The following is a 15848-nucleotide window of genomic DNA, read 5'->3' as shown; positions in this document are numbered from 1 at the left end:
GGGGTGGCGGCCGGCCGCCACCCCCGGACCGTCGGGGGAAGGGTCAGGCGGCCCGGTCGGCGGCCAGCTGCGCCGCCAACGCCGGAATGCCGAGCGCCTGTTCCTGCTGCGGCGTGGCCTGGTACAGCAGGTTGCTCAGCTGGTAGGGGTCGCCCGCCAGGTCGTAGTACTCGCGGAACTTCACCTCGCCGGTGCCGGACACCGTGCCGTTGGCGTCGGTGTGCAGCGCGTAGTACTCGGTGTACTGCTTGTCGGCGGCCACGTAGGAGGACCAGGTGGGCGGGCCGCCCGCCGCCGTGCCCTGCTTCCACCACTCCACCAGCAGGTGGTTCCGGCTGTAGGGGGTGAGCAGCGAGTGGCCGTCCTGCGGGGTGTCGGGGGTGATGCCGGCGGCGTCCAGGATGGTCGGGGCGACGTCGATGTTGGCGACGATCCGGTGGTCGGTGGTTCCCGCGCCGAGGCCGCCGGCCGGCCAGGAGAGGTAGAACGGCACCTCGTGCGCCGGGGAGTAGGGCACGGACTTCTTGAGCCAGCCGTGGTCGGCCCAGGTGTAGCCGTTGTCACCGAGGTAGATGACCAGGGTGTTGTCCAGCTGGCCGAGCGCCACCAGCTTGTCGTGGATCGCCTGCACCGCGTCGTCCACGGAGAGCAGGGTGCGCAGCTGGCGGGTGCGCAGCGCCTGGGCGTCGGCGAGCGTGGCGGTGGCGTTCTGGATGTAGCCGGGCTTGTCGCTGCGGTCGGCCTCGGGCACCGAAGGGCGCCCGTTCCACGGCGGGACGACGGTGTCGGCGTACTTGGCGGCGGGGACGTTGGGCTCGTGCGAGGCGTACGGGGTGACGTAGGCGAACCAGGGGCGGGAGTCGGTGGCGGCCTTGTCGAGGAACGCCAGGGTGCGGTTCTTGATGATGTTGGTGGTGTAGCCGGTGAGGGTCTGGACATCGCCGTTGATGTTCCAGTTGGCGTTGTTGTACGCGGGCTGGAGCAGCGCCCACTCCTCGAAGTGCGGCGGGTTGTCCGCCAGGGTCCAGGAGTTGAGGTACTTGCCGAACAGCCCGGTGCGGTAGCCGGCCTGCTTGAGGTAGCGCTGGACGGTGGTGTGCTGGTCCAGGCTGTGCGAGGCGCCGTTGTTGCGCACGCCGTGGTTGTGGGCGTAGCGGCCGGAGAACACCGAGGACCGCGAGGGCGCGCAGAGCGGCGTGGTGACGTGGCCGTCGGTGAAGCGGACGCCGTGGCCGGCGATCCAGTCCACGATCTGCGGGGTGGCCCACTCGGTGTGCTTGGGCTGGTCGTCGGTGACGATCAGCAGGATGTTGGGCCGGGTGGCCCCGGCCGCGGCGGCCGGGCTCGCGGCCGCGAGCTGGAGCGCCGCCGGGGCCGCGGCGGTGGCGGCCACGGCCGCGGCGCCGGCCAGGAAGCCGCGCCGGCCGACCCGGGGCGAACCGTTCGTTTCCGAATCGTCGATCTCGCTCATGAATTCCCTCCATGCTTTTCGGTGATTCCACGGGCGGCCTCGCGGGGAAATCCCGCGGGCGGCGCCGGAATCATTCACGGGGAAAGCGGCCCACCGGTCCGCACGACGTCCGCGCCCGCACCCCGGACAGCATTCACGGGCACGGCGACTCACCGGGGTTCCGCTGTGAAGGAACCGGGGCACCTCACCGACCTGCACGAACAGTGCGGGTGCGAGTCACCCCGAGGAGGTCCGACGCGCTGCGGCAGGCCCCGTCCACCCGTCCGGGGACCGCCGCCGGTTCACGCCGGAACGGCCGTACAGAGCGCGCTCGCGAGCCGTCCGAAATCGACGTGCCGGCGAGCAGCCAGGAACTCTCCAGCTGCCATGCGAGCGACTGTAGAAGTTCCCGGCGAACACTGGCAATACCCGGGCGCTTTTGTTTCCGCACCGTTTCGGATTTCCGGCCGCAGGTTTCCCCTCGTCAACAACCGGGCGCCGCGCCTATCCTTCGGCCGTGATCACTTCGACCGAACCGATACGGCTCGTCATCTTCGACTGCGACGGCGTCCTGGTGGACAGCGAGCGGATCGCGGCCCGCGTCCAGACCGCGCTGGGCGCCGAACTCGGCTGGCCGCTGACCGAGGAGGAGGTGGTGGAGCGCTTCATCGGCCGTTCGATGGCGTCGATCGACGAGCAGATCGCCGCCCGGCTCGGCCGGGAGACCGCCGAGCGGTGGTGGGCGGAGTTCGTGCGGCGCCACGCCGAGGAGGTGGACGCGGGCCTGGAGCCCGTGGACGGCCTGCCCGAGGCGCTCGCCGCGATCGCCCTGCCGACCTGCGTCGCCTCCAGCGGCTCGCACGAGAAGATGGCGCACACCCTGGGCCGCACCGGCCTGTTCGACCGCTTCGCCGGACGCATCTTCAGTGCCACCGAGGTCGCCCGCGGCAAGCCCGCGCCCGACCTCTTCCTGCACGCCGCCCGCCGGATGGGCGTGCCGCCGGCCGCCTGCGCCGTCGTCGAGGACAGCGCGCCCGGCGTGCAGGCCGCGCGCGCCGCGGGCATGCGCGCGTTCGGCTACGCCGGGGGCCTGACCCCCGCCGCCCGCCTCACCGGCCCGGGCACCGTCGTCTTCGAGGACATGCGCGAACTCCCGGCCCTGCTCGCGGCGCACGGAGCCGCCCGCTGAACCGCCCGCGGCTCACGCCACGCCGTCGTACAGCTCCTCGACCAGCCGGGTGACGGCCTCCGGTTCGCGCAGGGTCGGGTAGTGGTCGGAGGCGGTGAGCCGCACCAGCCGGCAGCCGGGGATCCGGGCCGCCATCCGCTCGTTGAACTCCACGACCACCGGCCGGTCCAGCTCCCCCAGGGCCAGCACGGTGGGCGCGGTGATCCCGCCCAGCCGGTCGAAGGCGGCCGGTTCGCTCCGCAGGTAGCCGATGTTGGCGAACCAGGCCGGCAGCACGGCCCTCATGTGCGCGGCGCCGACCGGGTCGGCCTCGGGGGTGCCGCCGCCGGCCTTCCCCCACAGGCCCAGTCCGAGCCGGACGATGCCCTCCAGGTCGCCGGCCTCGGCCAGCCGGCCCATCTGCCGGGACAGCTCGGCGCCGGTGAGGTCGTGGCCGCTCACCGCGGGGACGAGCAGGACCAGGCCCGCGACCCGCTCCGGGGCCGTCAGGGCCAGGTCGATCGAGGCGGCCCCGCCGTTGCTGTTGCCCACCAGCACCGCCCGTTCCGTCCCGAAGTGGTCGAGGACGGCCACCAGGTCCCGGAGCTGGGAGTACGGGACGGTGGGCGCGGGCGAGCGGCCGTAGCCGCGGCAGTCGTAGCGGATCACCCGGTGCCGCGCGGTGAGCGCGGGCAGGACCGGGTCCCAGATCGTGGAGTCCCCGACCCCCGGATGGACCAGGACCAGCGGCAGCCCGTCCCCGCCGGTGTCCTCCGCCCAGAGCTCGCCGCCCGCCACGGCCACCATGGTCTCCATGCCCCCAGTCTGACGGCCCCGGGCCACGGCACAAGCCCACGGCCCCGCGCTACCGCCGCCCCCGCGACGGTGACACCCGCGCGGGGGCGGAGCGGGCCCCCGACCCCGCCCCGCCGCCGCGCGTCGGGCTCAGCCCGCGAGCAGCGCGGGCAGCTCGGCGACGGACGCCAGCACGTGCGTCGCCCCGTCCGCCCGCAGCCGCTCCTCGCCGTGGGCGCCGGTGAGGACGCCGGCGACGACGGAGGCCCCGGCCCGCGAGCCGGTCAGCATGTCGTAGCCGGTGTCACCGGCCACCGCGATCCGGCTCACCGCGTCGGTCCCGGTGCGCAGCAGCGCGGTGAGCGCGAGGTCGGGGTACGGGCGGCCGCGGCCCGCCTCGGCGGGGCAGAGCGTGAGGTCGGCGATCGACTCCCAGCCGAGGGCGGTGAGGATGCGGTCCTGGGTGGCCCGGGAGAAGCCGGTGGTGAGGACCACCTTGCGGCCCTGGCCGCGGAGTTCGGCGATCGCCTCGGCCGCGCCGGGCAGCGCCTCGCAGTGGCCGGCGTCGACGAGGTCGTGGTAGGCGGCCTCGAAGGCGGTGTTGGCCCGCTGGGCCTTCTCCTCCTCGCCGAACAGGTGGCGGAAGACGGAGATCTTGGACTCGCCCATGGTGGCGCGGACGTGCTCCAGCATCCGGGCGTGCTCGGGGCTGCCGGCCTCGACGCCGAGCGAGCCGGCGGCGGCCTGGAAGGCGCGCTCGACCAGGCCGTCGTCGGCCACGGTGGTGCCGGCCATGTCCAGGACGACCAGGCGGATGTCGTACGGCATGATGTTTCGATTCCTTCGACGGGCTCGGACGGACTTACAGGTTGGCCAGGTCGGCCGTGGTCTCGGCGATGGCGGGCGAGCAGGTCATGCCGCGGCCGCCGGGGCCGGTGACCAGCCAGACGCCGTCGCGCACCCGCTCGCGGTGGACGACCCGGGTGCTGTCGACGCACTGCGCGTACACCCCGGCCCAGCGGCGGCGCACCCGCGGCAGCGGACGGCCGAGCAGTTCCTCGGCCACGCCCACCAGGTGGTCGTACGGGTCCTCGACGACGTCGAAGCCGAAGGGCTGGTCGTACTCGTGGGTGTCGCCGATGGTGAGGCCGCCGTCGCGGCGCTGGACCATCAGCAGCTGCATCCTGTGCCCGGCGGCCACCGGCGGCTGCGGCTGGACCTCGCGCAGGCGGTCCAGGGCGGTACCGGCGAAGGCCGGGTAGTAGCGGAAGGAGTCGCCGTCGGCGACCGAGGTGGTCAGCGGCTCGTCCAGCGGGTCGGTCTGCATCATCTGCAGCCGCACCTTGCGCACCGGGAGTGCGGGCGCCAGCTCGCGGACCAGGCCGCCCAGCCAGGCGCCGGTGCACAGCACCACGAGGTCGCCGGTGTGCACGTCGCCGTGGTCGTCGCGGACGGCGTTCTCGCCGATGACGTCGCGGACCTCGCGGCCGGGCAGGAAGGTGTAGCGGCCGGTGGCGGCCAGGGCGGCGCGCAGCGCGGGCTGGGCGGTGCGCGGCTCGACGGCGGCGTCCCGCTCGCAGTGCAGGGCACCGAGCAGCGTGCCGCGCAGGGCGGGGTTGGCGGCCCGGGTCCGCTCCGGGTCGAGCAGCCGGTAGCCGCGCAGCGCGGCGTCGGGCAGGGTCAGCGCCTGTTCGGCGACCGCGAGTTCCGCCTCGGTGCGGATCGCGGTGAGCGATCCGTTGGCGCGGAAGCCGAGGTCGGGCACCTGTCCGCCGATCCGCTCCCACAGTTCGCGGGCCCGCACCGCGGTGTCCAGCTCCTCGCCCCGGGCCCGGCCGCTGACCCAGACCAGCCCGAAGTTGCGCACCGAGGCGCCGCGCGCCTCGGCCTCGCGCTCCAGGTGGACGACCTCGTGGCCGCGCTCGACGGCCTGCCAGGCGTGCATGGTGCCGAGCACGCCTGCTCCTACGACGATGACTCTCATGCGGCCAGACTGGTGCGGCCAGGTGTCCGAGGGGAGACCGACCGGCGGACCGCAGATGAACCGGCCGATAAGTTGTACAGACAACCTGGTAGCCGGCCGGCCGCCGGGTCAGCGCCGCACCGACGCCCGCAGATAGTGCCGCCGACCGAACCTCGGCTCGTCCACCGCCGTCAGCTCCTCCACCTGGAAGCGGTACAGCGCCGCCGCCCCGCCGCCGGTCAGGAACTGCTCGCGGACCTCCGCGTCCTGCGCGAAGGCGGGGTAGCGCCCCTGGTAGGCGGCCAGCGCCGCCTCCGCCTGGCGCCCCCAGGCCTCGCCCGCGCCGCCGGTCAGCTGCAGGCCGCGCAGCTGCTCGCCGAAGGCCGGCGGCGGCAGGAACACCGTGGCCGCCGCCCGGGCCTCCTCGGCCAGGTGGTGGCTGTGCCGGGTGGCGCGCTCGCTGACGAAGTAGAGGACGAGGTCGTCGTCGTACGCGAAGAAGGCGAGGTTGGCGTGCGGGCCGCGCTCGTGGCCGGCGGTCGCGAGGGTGAGCACCATCGCCTCGGCCAGCAGCCCCTCGACGCCCTTGCCGAGCTCCTCGGCCGGCCAGTCCCCCTGGGTGATGTCGAGTCGGTACGGCATGGACAGCACTTCCCTCCACTGGCACGCCCGGCGCGCGCAGCGCCCTGGCACGACTGAGCCGGGCGGGTACTCCCCTCGGGGGCGGCCGCGCCCGGCTCACATGCTCTCCCCGCCGCCCCGGACGCACAAGGGTTCGGGACGGCGTCCGACCTGCCCGCCCTCGGGCCGGTCAGTCCCGCCCGGCACCGACCGGCCGGCCGGCCGGCGCCGCCACCGACTGCGGACCGGCACCGAGCAGCGGTCGCAGCGGACCGGTGCGCGCCCGGTCCACCAGCGGCCCGGCCGCACCGGCCGCCAGCGCGAGCGGGACGGCCACCGCGAGGCCGACCAGCGCGCCGGCCAGCACGTCGTGCGGGTAGTGCACCCCGACCCAGACCCGGGAGGCGCCCATCAGCACGGCGGCCACCGCGGCGACCGCGCCGATCCGCCGGTCGGCGAACCAGAGCGCGGCGGCGGCCGCGACGGCGATCACCGTGTGGTTGCTCGGGAAGGACCAGTCACCCGGGCCCGGGCAGGCCTCCAGGGTGTCGTGCACCCGCAACTGCGCGCACGGCCGGACCTCCTCCACCAGCCCCTTGATCCCGGAGTTCACCGCGTAGGCGACGAGCACCACCAGCGGCGAGGCCAGCACCCGGGCCATCACCGCCGGACCGGCGCCGCGCGCCCGCCACCAGGCGGCCAGCATCAGCAGCGCGAACACGCCGAGGCCCAGCAGGGTCCACAGCTCGACCAGCCGGTTGAACCAGTGCGGCGCGGCCTCCGCCCAGCCGACCACCAGGCGGTACAGGCCGCCGTCGATGCCGCTGCCGTCGTACACGGCCAGCTCGTGGGGCGTCATCACCGGCCGTCACCGCCGTGACGGCGGGCCCGCCGGGAGCGGAACACTTCGAGAACAATCGGGAGCATGGAGACAACTACTACCAGACCGGCGACAGTCGGCGGATAACCGTCGATACCGTTCACGAAACCGTTCACGAACGGACCGAGGACGGCCCCGGCGAGCGCACCGAGCGCGCCGAGCACCCCCGGGGCGGCGGGCGCCGGAGCGGCGAACGACCGGACCATGACCGACGGACCTCCCGTACGTTGGTGGGCGGCACCGCAGGGGCGCGCCCGACTGTCTACAATCGCGTAGACGGTCTACATGACTGTAGACGACATCTGGAGGAAACCCCGCCATGTCCGACGTACCGCCGGCCCGCCGGCCCGCCGGGGAACTGGAGGCCGAGGTGCTCGCCGCCCTCTGGGCCGCGGACCGGCCGCTGACGCCGCAGGACATCCAGGGCGCCCTCGGCACCGGCCTGGCCCGGACCACGGTCGCGACGATCCTCGCCCGGCTGCACGACAAGGGGACGGTGCGCCGCACCCGCGCCGGACGCGGCTACGCCTACACCCCGGCGGTCGCCGACCCCGCCGGTCTCGCCGCCCGCCGGATGCACGCCGAACTCGGCCGGGAGACCGACCGCTCGACCGTGCTCGCCCGGTTCGTCTCCGACCTCTCGGCGGAGGACGAGCGCCTGCTGCGCGACCTGCTCGGCGACGAGGGCGCCGCCCGGTGATCGTCGCGGTCTGGGCCCCGCTGCTGCTGCCCTTCCTCGCCGTCCTGCCCGCCCGCCGGCTCGCCGAGGCGCTGCCGCCGCGCGCCGCCGCCCGGACCCTGGCCGCGACGGCGGCCGTGCTCGCGGGCGGCACGCTCTGCTCGCTGGGCCTGCTCACCGCGGCCGGACTGCTCCGGCTGCCGCCCGTCGCCGCCCTCGGCCACCTCTCCCCGCACTGGCTCGCCGCCGGAACGCCCGGCACCCCGGCGGCGGCCGGGCCGGCCGCCCTGGCGCTCGCCGTCCTCGGGGCGCTCGCGCTGCGCACCGCGCGCCGCCACCGGCGCGACCTGGGCGCCGCCCGCGCCGCCGTCGAGGCCGCCGCCGCCCGCACCGCCGACGGAACCACCGGCGGAACCGTCGCCGAGGCCGCCACCGGGACCGCGGCCCGCCCGCACCGTCCATCAGGCGGCCCGTACGACCAGCATCCGGACACGCGCCCCCCGCGCGCACCCATGCGCCGGGCGCGCACCCCGCTGGCCCAGCGCGCCAGGCAGCTGCTCACCACCCCGCCCGCCCCCGAACTCGCCGTCCTGCCGGACGAACACGCCGACGCCTTCGCCCTGCCCGGCCGTCCCCGCCGCCCCGGCCGGCCCGCCGAACCGGGCCGGATCGTGGTCACCACCGGCATGCTCCGCGCCCTGGACGCCCGCGAACGCGCGGCGCTGCTCGCCCACGAACGCACCCATCTGACCGCCCGCCACCACCTCTTCCTCGCCCTCGCCGCCCACGCGGCCGTCGTCCACCCGGCCTTGCGGGCCCTGCGCGCGCCGCTCGGCTACCACCTCGAACGCTGGGCCGACGAGGCCGCCGCCGCCCGGGTCGGCGACCGCGCGGTGACCGCCCGCGCGGTGGGCCGGGCCGCCCTCGCCGCCGGGCGCTCCCCCTGGCCGGGCCGCCCCCGGCACGCCCCGGCGGCCCACGGCGGACCGGTCCCCCGCCGGGTCGCCGCCCTGCTCCACCCGCGCCCGGCCGGACCGGCCACCACCCACCGGATCGCCGCCCTGGCCCTCACCGCCTGCCTCGCCCTCACCGCCGTGACCAGCCTCGATGCCACCGCCGACCTCCACCGCACCGTCGAGACCGCCCAGCGGCAACCGCCCGCCCGCTGACCCCGGCGCCGGCCCGGCCGGCCCCGAATCGTCGGCGCGGCCACTCTCGTACCGTCTGGTATTCCGAGTTGGCAGACCCCATCCCCAGGAACCGACGGCGCCCGTACGCTTTCGTCAGCGCGTCGGCCCCGGCGCGCCCTCGAACGGCGGCGAGGAGCGACACGAGTGCGGCAGCCCGGACGGCAGACCCGACGACCCGAACGCCGTACTCCGCAGAGCGCGGCCGAACTGGCCAGGATCCACGAGCGCGCCCTCGCCGAGGCCGCCGCCCGCAGCGCCAACCGGGACACCGCCCCCGACGACCCGCCCTTCCTCCAGCCCCGCCCCGAGATCGGCGACTCCTGGGAGCGGTTGCGCCGCATCGGCCTCGACCCGGACGCCGGCGCCACCACCGTCCACCTCGGCCCCGCCGAGATCGAGCACCGCCGGCAGGCCAGCGGCCTCGACCCGCTGCTGCCCATCCTGCGCGACACCCTGGTCGAGCAGACCGACCAGCCCCCGCTGATCCTCGCGATCACCGACTCCGACGGCCACATCCTCTGGCAGGAGGGCGAACGCGGCCTGCGCCGCAGCGCCGAGCGGATCGGTTTCCTCACCGGCGCCCGCTGGGTGGAGGAGCGCGTCGGCACCAACGGCATAGCCGCCGCGCTGCGCGCCCAGCGCCCGATGCACGTCCACTCCGCCGAGCACTACCTGCGCAGCCACCACTCCTGGACCTGCGTCGCCGCCCCCGTGCACGACCCCGGCACCGGCCGGCTGATCGGCGCGATCAACCTCAGCGGCCCGGCCCACTCGGTGCGCCCCTACCTGCTCCAGCTGACCGCCACCGCCGCCAAGCTCGCCGAGACCGAGCTGCGCGCCCGCCGCCTGGAGTCCCTGCACCACCTGCGCACCCTGGCCGCCCCGATGCTGGCCCGGGTGAACGGCCCCGCCCTGGTCGTCGACGCGGCCGGCTGGACGGCGGCCGCGGCGGGACTGCCGCCGCCGGCCCGGCTGCGGCTGCCCGCCGAGGGCTGGGGCTCGGCCGCCGTGCACTGGCTGCCCAGCCTGGGCGAGTGCGTGATCGAGCCGCTCGCCGACGGCTGGCTGGTGCGGCCGGTCCGCCCGCAGGACACCGCCCCGTCCGCCCCGTCCGGGGACACCGCGGGCGGCCCCGGCGCCGGGCTGCTCGCCGAACAGGCCGAGGGGGCCGGGCTCCGGCTGGACCTGCGCCGCGCGGGCGGCCCCGAACTGTCGGTGCACGGCGCGGCCGGCAGCTGGTCGCACGCGCTCAGCCCGCGCCACGCGGAACTGCTGCTGCTGCTCGCCACCGAGCGCAACGGCCTCAGCGCGGCGCAGCTGGCCGACGCGCTGTTCGGGGACCCGGCCCGGACGGTGACGGTGCGGGCCGAGCTGTCCCGGCTGCGCCGCTACCTGGGCGGCCTGCTGGCCCACCGGCCGTATCGTTTCGCCGAGTCGCTGCTGGTCACCGTGCTCGGCCCGGAGGACCCGTACGACCTGCTGCCGACCTCCTCGGCGCCGGCCGTGCGCAGGCTGCGCGCGGGGCTGGTCGGCGGGACGGTCCGGCTGCCCGGCACTCCGCCGTTACCCGGCCCGCGACCCCCGGCCGACGGGTCGGTGCCGCCGCGCTCCCGGACCGGCCGCGTCCCGCTGCCGCCCCCTTAGGACCGCCTTCGAACCCCGCCCGGCGGACGGCATCCGGCGTCCGGCGGACGGCATCCGGCGTCCGGCTCAGCGCCCGCCGCCGCCGAGCAGTTCGGTCAGCTGGGCGTCGGTCGGCCCGTGGGCCCGCTCGGCCGACTCCGACACCAGTGCGTACGTCCGGTCCAGCCAGTCCTGGACCTTCGGCCTGGGCGCCTCCAGCAGGGCACCGCCGTGCGGCGACTCGAGCGCCAGGTGCAACGTCGAGCCGTGGCACGGGCAGTACGCCGGCCACAGCTTGACGTCGCCCTGGCCGCTCAACGAGCGGAGGCCGTCGCGCAGCAGTTCGCGCGAGAACACCCAGTCGGCCTCGTCCGGCCGCCCCAGGTGGAACGTCAGCAGCACCTCGTACGGGCGCGCGGAGTCGAACCGGAACCGCGTACGGACCTCTCCGACCACCTCCTCGCCCAGCGAGATCCGCAGGGTCAGCACCTCCTCCACCGCCGCCGGAGCGGCGGTGGAGCCTGCCTCATCGCCGCCCGTGGGGGTAGCGGCGAGGGGGGCACTGGAGGGTGCTGGCAGCGGGTCGGGCGGCATGACGGTCTCTCCGGGACGGCGTGGAATGTCCACCAGCGTGCTCCGCCGCGCGCGGGTCGGGCAAGGGTTGCAAAGAGGTTGCAATAACCCCCGCGGCGCCCCCGGATCCCTTACCGGTCTTGTCAGACGGACCGTCAACTTCCGCTGGTCAAAGGGTTGTCCACGGATTGGATCAATTCCGTCCGAGCACTGGCCTCCGCCCCGGGGCCCGCTGCTAGGCTCGTCCCCCTGCCGGCGCACGCCCGCGCGCGCGTCCGGTCGGACTCCGCACGCGCGCCCCCGCAACCACCCGGCCGGACCGTGCCCGAACGAACCGCGGACGACGTTTCCGACCGGACCGGACCAGCCGGTACCACCTCGGACCGTTTCCGACCGGATCCGACGGGACCGGACCGAACGCGCCGGTCACGCCGGGGACTCCGGCGGCCGTCCGCCCGGTCCGGCGGCACCGGCACCGCCGTCGGCACGTGGGACAATGCGACGACCGAAACGGCGACTTCAGGGGAGGGAGGGGTCAGGTGACTCTGTCCGACGACACCGGGCAGGACGCGCCGTACGCGCACGACCGGTACCGCACGCGCCACGGCCGGCACGGCCGTCCCGGGCCGTTCGGCGGCCGCCTGCGGCTGCCCACCCTGCGGTTCTCCGGCGCCGCGATGGCGATGTCCACCGTCGTCGGCATCAGCATCGCCACCACCTTCCTGCTCAACGAGCAGCAGGGCGTGGGCCGCCGGGCCGGGGTCGCCCGGGTCGGCTCCAGTCCGCCGCCCAGCCCGGCCGGCTCCCCCGACGCCGCCTCCGGCACGGGTACCGGCACCGGCACGACCTCCGGCACCGGGACCGCGTCCGGCGCGGAGGCCACCGGCCCCGACGCGGCGGCGGGCCGCCGCCCGGCCACGCCCGGGCCCGGCACCCGCGCGCCCGACGCCGTGCCAGGTCAGCGCTCCTCCAGCCCGGCCGTGCCCCGCACCGGCGGCTCCCCGCCCACCGTGCCGCTGGCCGAGGGCCCGGCGCCCCGACACGGCGTCACCGGCGGCCCCGCCGCGGAGCCGCCCGGCACCGGCGGCGACCCGCAGGCGCTCTCCGGCGGCCGGCCGAACCGCCCGCAGTCCGCCGAGGAGCAGCTCGCGACCGGCGGCGCCGCCGACACCGGCGCCCAGACCGCCCGCCGGCCCGCCGAGGACGCGGCGCCGCCCGCGGCCTCCCCGTCGCCGTCCGCCTCCACCCCCGCGCCCTCCCCCTCGCCGTCCGTGCCCCGGCCGTTCGTCCCCGCCCCGGGCGCCCCCGGCACACCCACGCCGTCGCCGCGCGAGTGGACCGGCGGCACCCTCGGCACCACCGCCGACGCCGACGCGAAGGCCGACCCGTCGGGCGACGGCGCCGGCCGGCCCGCCGGCGGCGCGGACGAGGCCGACGACCAGGCGCTCGCCGGCGCGGCCGTCGTCCAGTCGCTCGGCCGCGACGGCACCCGGCACGTCCTCGCGCTGACCGTCACCGAACCGCTCACCGCGCTGCAGACCGAGTTCCGCCTCGCCCCCGGCACGGCGGCCCCCGGCGCCGGAACCGCCTGGACGGACCTCGCCGGCGCCGTGGTCACCGCCCACCAGGACCACGGCGCGGCGGTCTACCGCTTCACCACCCCGCCCGGCACGGACGTCCGCCCCGGCCGCTACACCTTCAGCGTGCGCGGCACCCGCCCGCCCGCCGGTGCGGCCGCCCGCCCGGCGACCGCCGGCCACCGCACGCCCCAGTCCTGGAGCGCGAGCGCCTTCGGCATCGGCCGTCCGCGCGCCGTCGCCGCCCTCGGCACCTTCGCCGCACCGGCGGCAGCACCGACAGCCGCACCGGCACCCGCACCGCGCGCCACCGCCCCGGCCGGCTGACCGCCACGCCGCGTCCCGCACAGCCCCACCCCGGTCCGACAAGCCGACAATGCGACAGGTCAGCGCCCGGTTCGGGCGCATCCGGCCCGGCTCGTTCGTTACTGTGGTCGCCAGCCGGCACAGCCGCCCCACCGTAGGGGCAGGCGCCGCACCACCGCATTCCAGGAGGAGTTCGTGTCCACGGTCCTGACCCAGGGCGGAAACGCCCCGCTGACCGCCGCGCGGGTGACCGTCGAGGTCACCGCACCCAAGGCGCTGGATGTCTCGGGCCTGCTGCTGACCGACGCCGGCAAGGTCCGCTCGGACGACGACTTCGTCTTCTACAACGCCCCGAACGGACCCGGCGTGACCCACCGCCCGGCCTCCCCCGGGACGCCCGACGCGATCACCGTCGACACCGCCGCCGTCCCGGCCGGGATCACCAAGATCGTGGTGACCGCCAGCCCCGACGAGGCCGGCGCCACCTTCGCGGGCATCGAGCCGACCGCGACCGTCCGGGACGCCGCCACCGGCGAGGTGCTGGTCACCTTCACCCCGCCGCCGCTCGGCCGGGAGACCGCGCTGATCGTGGTCGAGGTCTACCAGCGCAACGGCGCCTGGAAGGTCCGCGCGGTCGGCCAGGGCTACGACAACGGCCTGGCCGGCATCGCCACCGACTTCGGCGTCAGCGTCGACGACCAGCCGGCCGCCGCCCCGGCCCCGGTCCCCGCCGCGGCGCCCGTCGCGCCCCCGGCCCCGGTCACCCCGGCCCCGGTCACCCCGCCGCCGGCGCCCGCCGCCCCGGTCGACCCCCGGGTCGCGATGGCCTCCGCCCCGCCGATGCCGCAGAGCGCGCCCCCGATGCCGCCCGCTCCCCCGGCCCCGCCGGCCGCCGCCCCGTCCTTCACCAAGGTCACCCTGGACAAGGGCCGGGTCAGCCTCACCAAGGGCGGCTCGGTCTCGCTGGAGAAGAACGGCAAGCCGTTCCTGTCCGCCGTCCGGATGGGCCTGGGCTGGGAGCCCGCCGGACGCGGCCGCAACATCGACCTCGACGCCTCCTGCCTCGCCTTCGACGCCAAGCGCGAGAAGCTGGACACCGCCTGGTTCATGAAGCTGGGCATCTTCAACGGCGCCATCGCCCACTCCGGCGACAACCTGACCGGCGAGGGCGGCGGTGACGACGAGTCGATCACCGTCCACCTCGACGGCCTGCCGGCCGAGGTCTGCGGCCTGGTCTTCGTCGTGAACTCCTTCTCCGGCCAGAAGTTCACCGAGGTCAAGAACGCCTACTGCCGCCTGGTGGACGCCGCCACCAACCAGGAGCTGGTCCGCTTCGACCTCACCCACTCCGAGTCGCGCACCGGCGTGGTGATGTGCAAGCTGGTCCGCCAGTACTCGGGCGAGTGGGTGATGACCGCGATCGGCGAGTACGTCGACGCCAAGACCGCCCGCGCCATGGTCAAGCCGGCCGCCTCGATGCTCTGACCCGCTCCCGCCGGCGCCCCCCGACGCACCGTCGGGGGGCGCCGGCGTCCCGGCTCACTCCTCGATCGCCCCGCCGACCTGCCGCAGGTGCTGCCGGAAGCTGTACGCCGGGTCGGCGGCGCGGCGCTCCAGGTACGCGTCGAAGGCGGTCTGCCGGCGCAGCGTGTCGCCCGCCCGGATCCGCTCCGCCTGCGCGCGCTCGGTGCGGGCGATGCCGGCCGCCGCCTCCAGCACCTCGTCCAGCCGGTCGCCGGGCACGAACAGCACGCCGTCCGCGTCCGCGAACACCACGTCCCCGGTGCCCACCAGGTGCGGTCCGAACCGGGCACTGGCCAGCGCCTCCGGCTCCCGCCCGTCCAGCCGCAGCGGACCGAGCGGCAGGCTGCCGTAGCTGAACACCGGCAGCCCGATCTCCACCAGCTCCGGGGTGTCCCGGTGCAGCCCCCACACCACCACCCCGGCGGCCCCCGCGGCCCGCGCCTCCAGCACGGCGAGGTCCCCGACGCACGCCTCGTCGGTCCGCCCGCCGTTGTCGATCACCACGACGTCCCCGGGCTCGGCCGCCCCGTACGCCTCCAGGAACACGTCCACGCTCCCGTAGTGCCGCACCGGCAGCACCCGCCCGGCGACCCGGCTCCCCGCCAGCACCGCCCGCACCCCCGCCGGCGCCGCCCGCGGCGCCACCCCCACCCGCACGCACGCGTCCGCCACCAACGGCGTCGACAACTCCGCGAACCGCTTCACCACCATGCCAACTCCCACCGCCGAAAGCCCAGTTCACCAGCGAACCGAGCCTACGCCGCCCAGCGCCTCACACCGTCGGGTGAAGAACCACCGCGCACGGCATAAGTCCGCCGAACCCGGCACTAGCGTGACGTTCATCTGAAGGATGGGCATCATGAGTGCTGTGGCGCATGAGAAACCGATCGCGGACTCCCCGTCGCAGGAGGACATCCTGCTGGAGAGCTTCCTGAGCCTGCACTCCCCCGAAGGCTTCCGGGCCGAGCTCATCGAGGGAGAGATCAGCGTGGCACCACCGCCGGACGGCGATCACGAGGACTACGTCGGGCTGCTCATCGACCAGACGAGCCGTCTTTCCAAGGTCCGGATGCAAGTGGCGGGCACCAAAGGCCTCCGGTTGGTCAGCGGTGGGCTCTGCCCGAAGAACCACGTCATCCCCGACGCGACATTCGCGCCCATGGATCTCCGCCTCTTCCGAGGCGCCCCGTCCTGGATGGAACCGAACGGTGTGGCCATGGTGGCGGAGGTGACGTCCACCAAGCCCGACCAGGATCGGATCGCCAAGCGCCACTGCTACGCGCGCGCTGCGATCCCGCTGTATCTGCTGATCGATCGGGAGAAATCGCAGGTCAGCCTCTTCTCGAACCCCAAGCGCGACGAGTACACCGAGGTGCGCCTGGCCGCCTTCGGTGAGCCACTCCACCTCCCCGCCCCGTTCGAATTCGAGCTCGACACCAAGCCCTTCCTCTAGGACCGGAACGCACGGCGGCCCGCGCCCTCCGGAGGGAGGGCGCGGG

At 75.7% G+C, this 15848-nt stretch carries 16 protein-coding genes; 7 read left to right on the top strand and 9 right to left on the bottom strand.

Annotated elements, in window-relative coordinates; all coding sequences use genetic code 11:
* Positions 1 to 43: 43 nt before the first annotated feature.
* A complete protein-coding gene (locus ABT238_RS10275) occupies positions 44 to 1471 on the bottom strand; it encodes a sulfatase family protein (protein ID WP_350567622.1) in 1428 nt (475 codons plus the stop codon).
* Positions 1472 to 1967: 496 nt separating this feature from the next.
* On the opposite strand from ABT238_RS10275, the gene ABT238_RS10270 reads away from it, so the two are divergent.
* On the top strand, positions 1968 to 2639 hold the full coding sequence (locus ABT238_RS10270; RefSeq protein ID WP_350567620.1) for an HAD family hydrolase: 672 nt from the start codon (positions 1968 to 1970) through the stop codon (positions 2637 to 2639).
* A 12-nt stretch (positions 2640 to 2651) separates the two neighbouring features.
* Here ABT238_RS10270 and ABT238_RS10265 read toward each other — a convergent pair whose 3' ends face one another.
* From ABT238_RS10265 to ABT238_RS10240, 6 genes are all read right to left on the bottom strand, one after another.
* A complete protein-coding gene (locus ABT238_RS10265) occupies positions 2652 to 3434 on the bottom strand; it encodes an alpha/beta fold hydrolase (RefSeq protein WP_350567618.1) in 783 nt (260 codons plus the stop codon).
* Positions 3435 to 3563: 129 nt separating this feature from the next.
* The gene (locus ABT238_RS10260; RefSeq protein WP_350567615.1) at positions 3564 to 4241 is read right to left on the bottom strand and encodes a phosphonatase-like hydrolase; all 678 of its coding nucleotides are present in this window, start codon (positions 4239 to 4241) and stop codon (positions 3564 to 3566) included.
* A 34-nt stretch (positions 4242 to 4275) separates the two neighbouring features.
* Complete coding sequence (locus ABT238_RS10255) at positions 4276 to 5397, bottom strand: TIGR03364 family FAD-dependent oxidoreductase (RefSeq protein WP_350756442.1); 1122 nt, start codon at positions 5395 to 5397, stop codon at positions 4276 to 4278.
* A 108-nt stretch (positions 5398 to 5505) separates the two neighbouring features.
* A complete protein-coding gene (locus ABT238_RS10250; protein WP_350567609.1) occupies positions 5506 to 6018 on the bottom strand; it encodes a pyridoxamine 5'-phosphate oxidase family protein in 513 nt (170 codons plus the stop codon).
* Between the two features lie 169 nt (positions 6019 to 6187).
* Positions 6188 to 6856, bottom strand: a complete 669-nt coding sequence (locus ABT238_RS10245) for a phosphatase PAP2 family protein (protein WP_350756440.1) — start codon at positions 6854 to 6856, stop codon at positions 6188 to 6190.
* Entirely contained in the window at positions 6856 to 7083 is a 228-nt protein-coding gene (locus ABT238_RS10240) for a hypothetical protein (protein WP_350567603.1), read from the bottom strand. The genes ABT238_RS10245 and ABT238_RS10240 overlap by 1 nt, the downstream gene beginning before the upstream one ends.
* A 113-nt stretch (positions 7084 to 7196) precedes the next feature.
* On the opposite strand from ABT238_RS10240, the gene ABT238_RS10235 reads away from it, so the two are divergent.
* From ABT238_RS10235 to ABT238_RS10225, 3 genes are all read left to right on the top strand, one after another.
* Entirely contained in the window at positions 7197 to 7577 is a 381-nt protein-coding gene (locus tag ABT238_RS10235) for a BlaI/MecI/CopY family transcriptional regulator (protein WP_350567601.1), read from the top strand.
* A complete protein-coding gene (locus tag ABT238_RS10230) occupies positions 7574 to 8725 on the top strand; it encodes a M48 family metalloprotease (RefSeq protein WP_350567598.1) in 1152 nt (383 codons plus the stop codon). The genes ABT238_RS10235 and ABT238_RS10230 overlap by 4 nt, the downstream gene beginning before the upstream one ends.
* 165 nt (positions 8726 to 8890) lie before the next feature.
* Positions 8891 to 10390 carry a GAF domain-containing protein gene (locus tag ABT238_RS10225; protein ID WP_350567595.1) on the top strand — a complete coding sequence of 500 codons (1500 nt, stop codon included), beginning with the start codon at positions 8891 to 8893 and terminating at the stop codon, positions 10388 to 10390.
* A 66-nt stretch (positions 10391 to 10456) separates the two neighbouring features.
* On the opposite strand, the gene ABT238_RS10220 is transcribed toward ABT238_RS10225, so the two are convergent.
* Complete coding sequence (locus tag ABT238_RS10220) at positions 10457 to 10963, bottom strand: SsgA family sporulation/cell division regulator (protein WP_350756438.1); 507 nt, start codon at positions 10961 to 10963, stop codon at positions 10457 to 10459.
* A 518-nt stretch (positions 10964 to 11481) separates the two neighbouring features.
* Here ABT238_RS10220 and ABT238_RS10215 point away from each other — a divergent pair.
* Positions 11482 to 12846, top strand: coding sequence for a hypothetical protein (locus ABT238_RS10215; protein ID WP_350756436.1), 1365 nt, complete (start codon positions 11482 to 11484; stop codon positions 12844 to 12846).
* 186 nt (positions 12847 to 13032) lie between these two features.
* Positions 13033 to 14310, top strand: a complete 1278-nt coding sequence (locus tag ABT238_RS10210) for a TerD family protein (RefSeq protein ID WP_350756528.1) — start codon at positions 13033 to 13035, stop codon at positions 14308 to 14310.
* Between the two features lie 54 nt (positions 14311 to 14364).
* Here ABT238_RS10210 and ABT238_RS10205 read toward each other — a convergent pair whose 3' ends face one another.
* Positions 14365 to 15060, bottom strand: coding sequence for an RraA family protein (locus ABT238_RS10205; protein ID WP_502884298.1), 696 nt, complete (start codon positions 15058 to 15060; stop codon positions 14365 to 14367).
* A gap of 148 nt (positions 15061 to 15208) precedes the next feature.
* Between ABT238_RS10205 and ABT238_RS10200 the strand changes: the two genes are divergently transcribed.
* Positions 15209 to 15802, top strand: a complete 594-nt coding sequence (locus ABT238_RS10200; protein ID WP_350567590.1) for a Uma2 family endonuclease — start codon at positions 15209 to 15211, stop codon at positions 15800 to 15802.
* The last annotated feature ends 46 nt before the right edge of the window (positions 15803 to 15848 follow it).

The sequence above is a fragment of the Kitasatospora sp. NPDC001527 genome (assembly GCF_040298605.1).
Taxonomy (GTDB): Bacteria; Actinomycetota; Actinomycetes; order Streptomycetales; family Streptomycetaceae; genus Kitasatospora.
The sequence above is the reverse complement of the archived record's forward strand: the minus strand, read 5'-3'. Positions and strand labels throughout refer to the sequence as shown.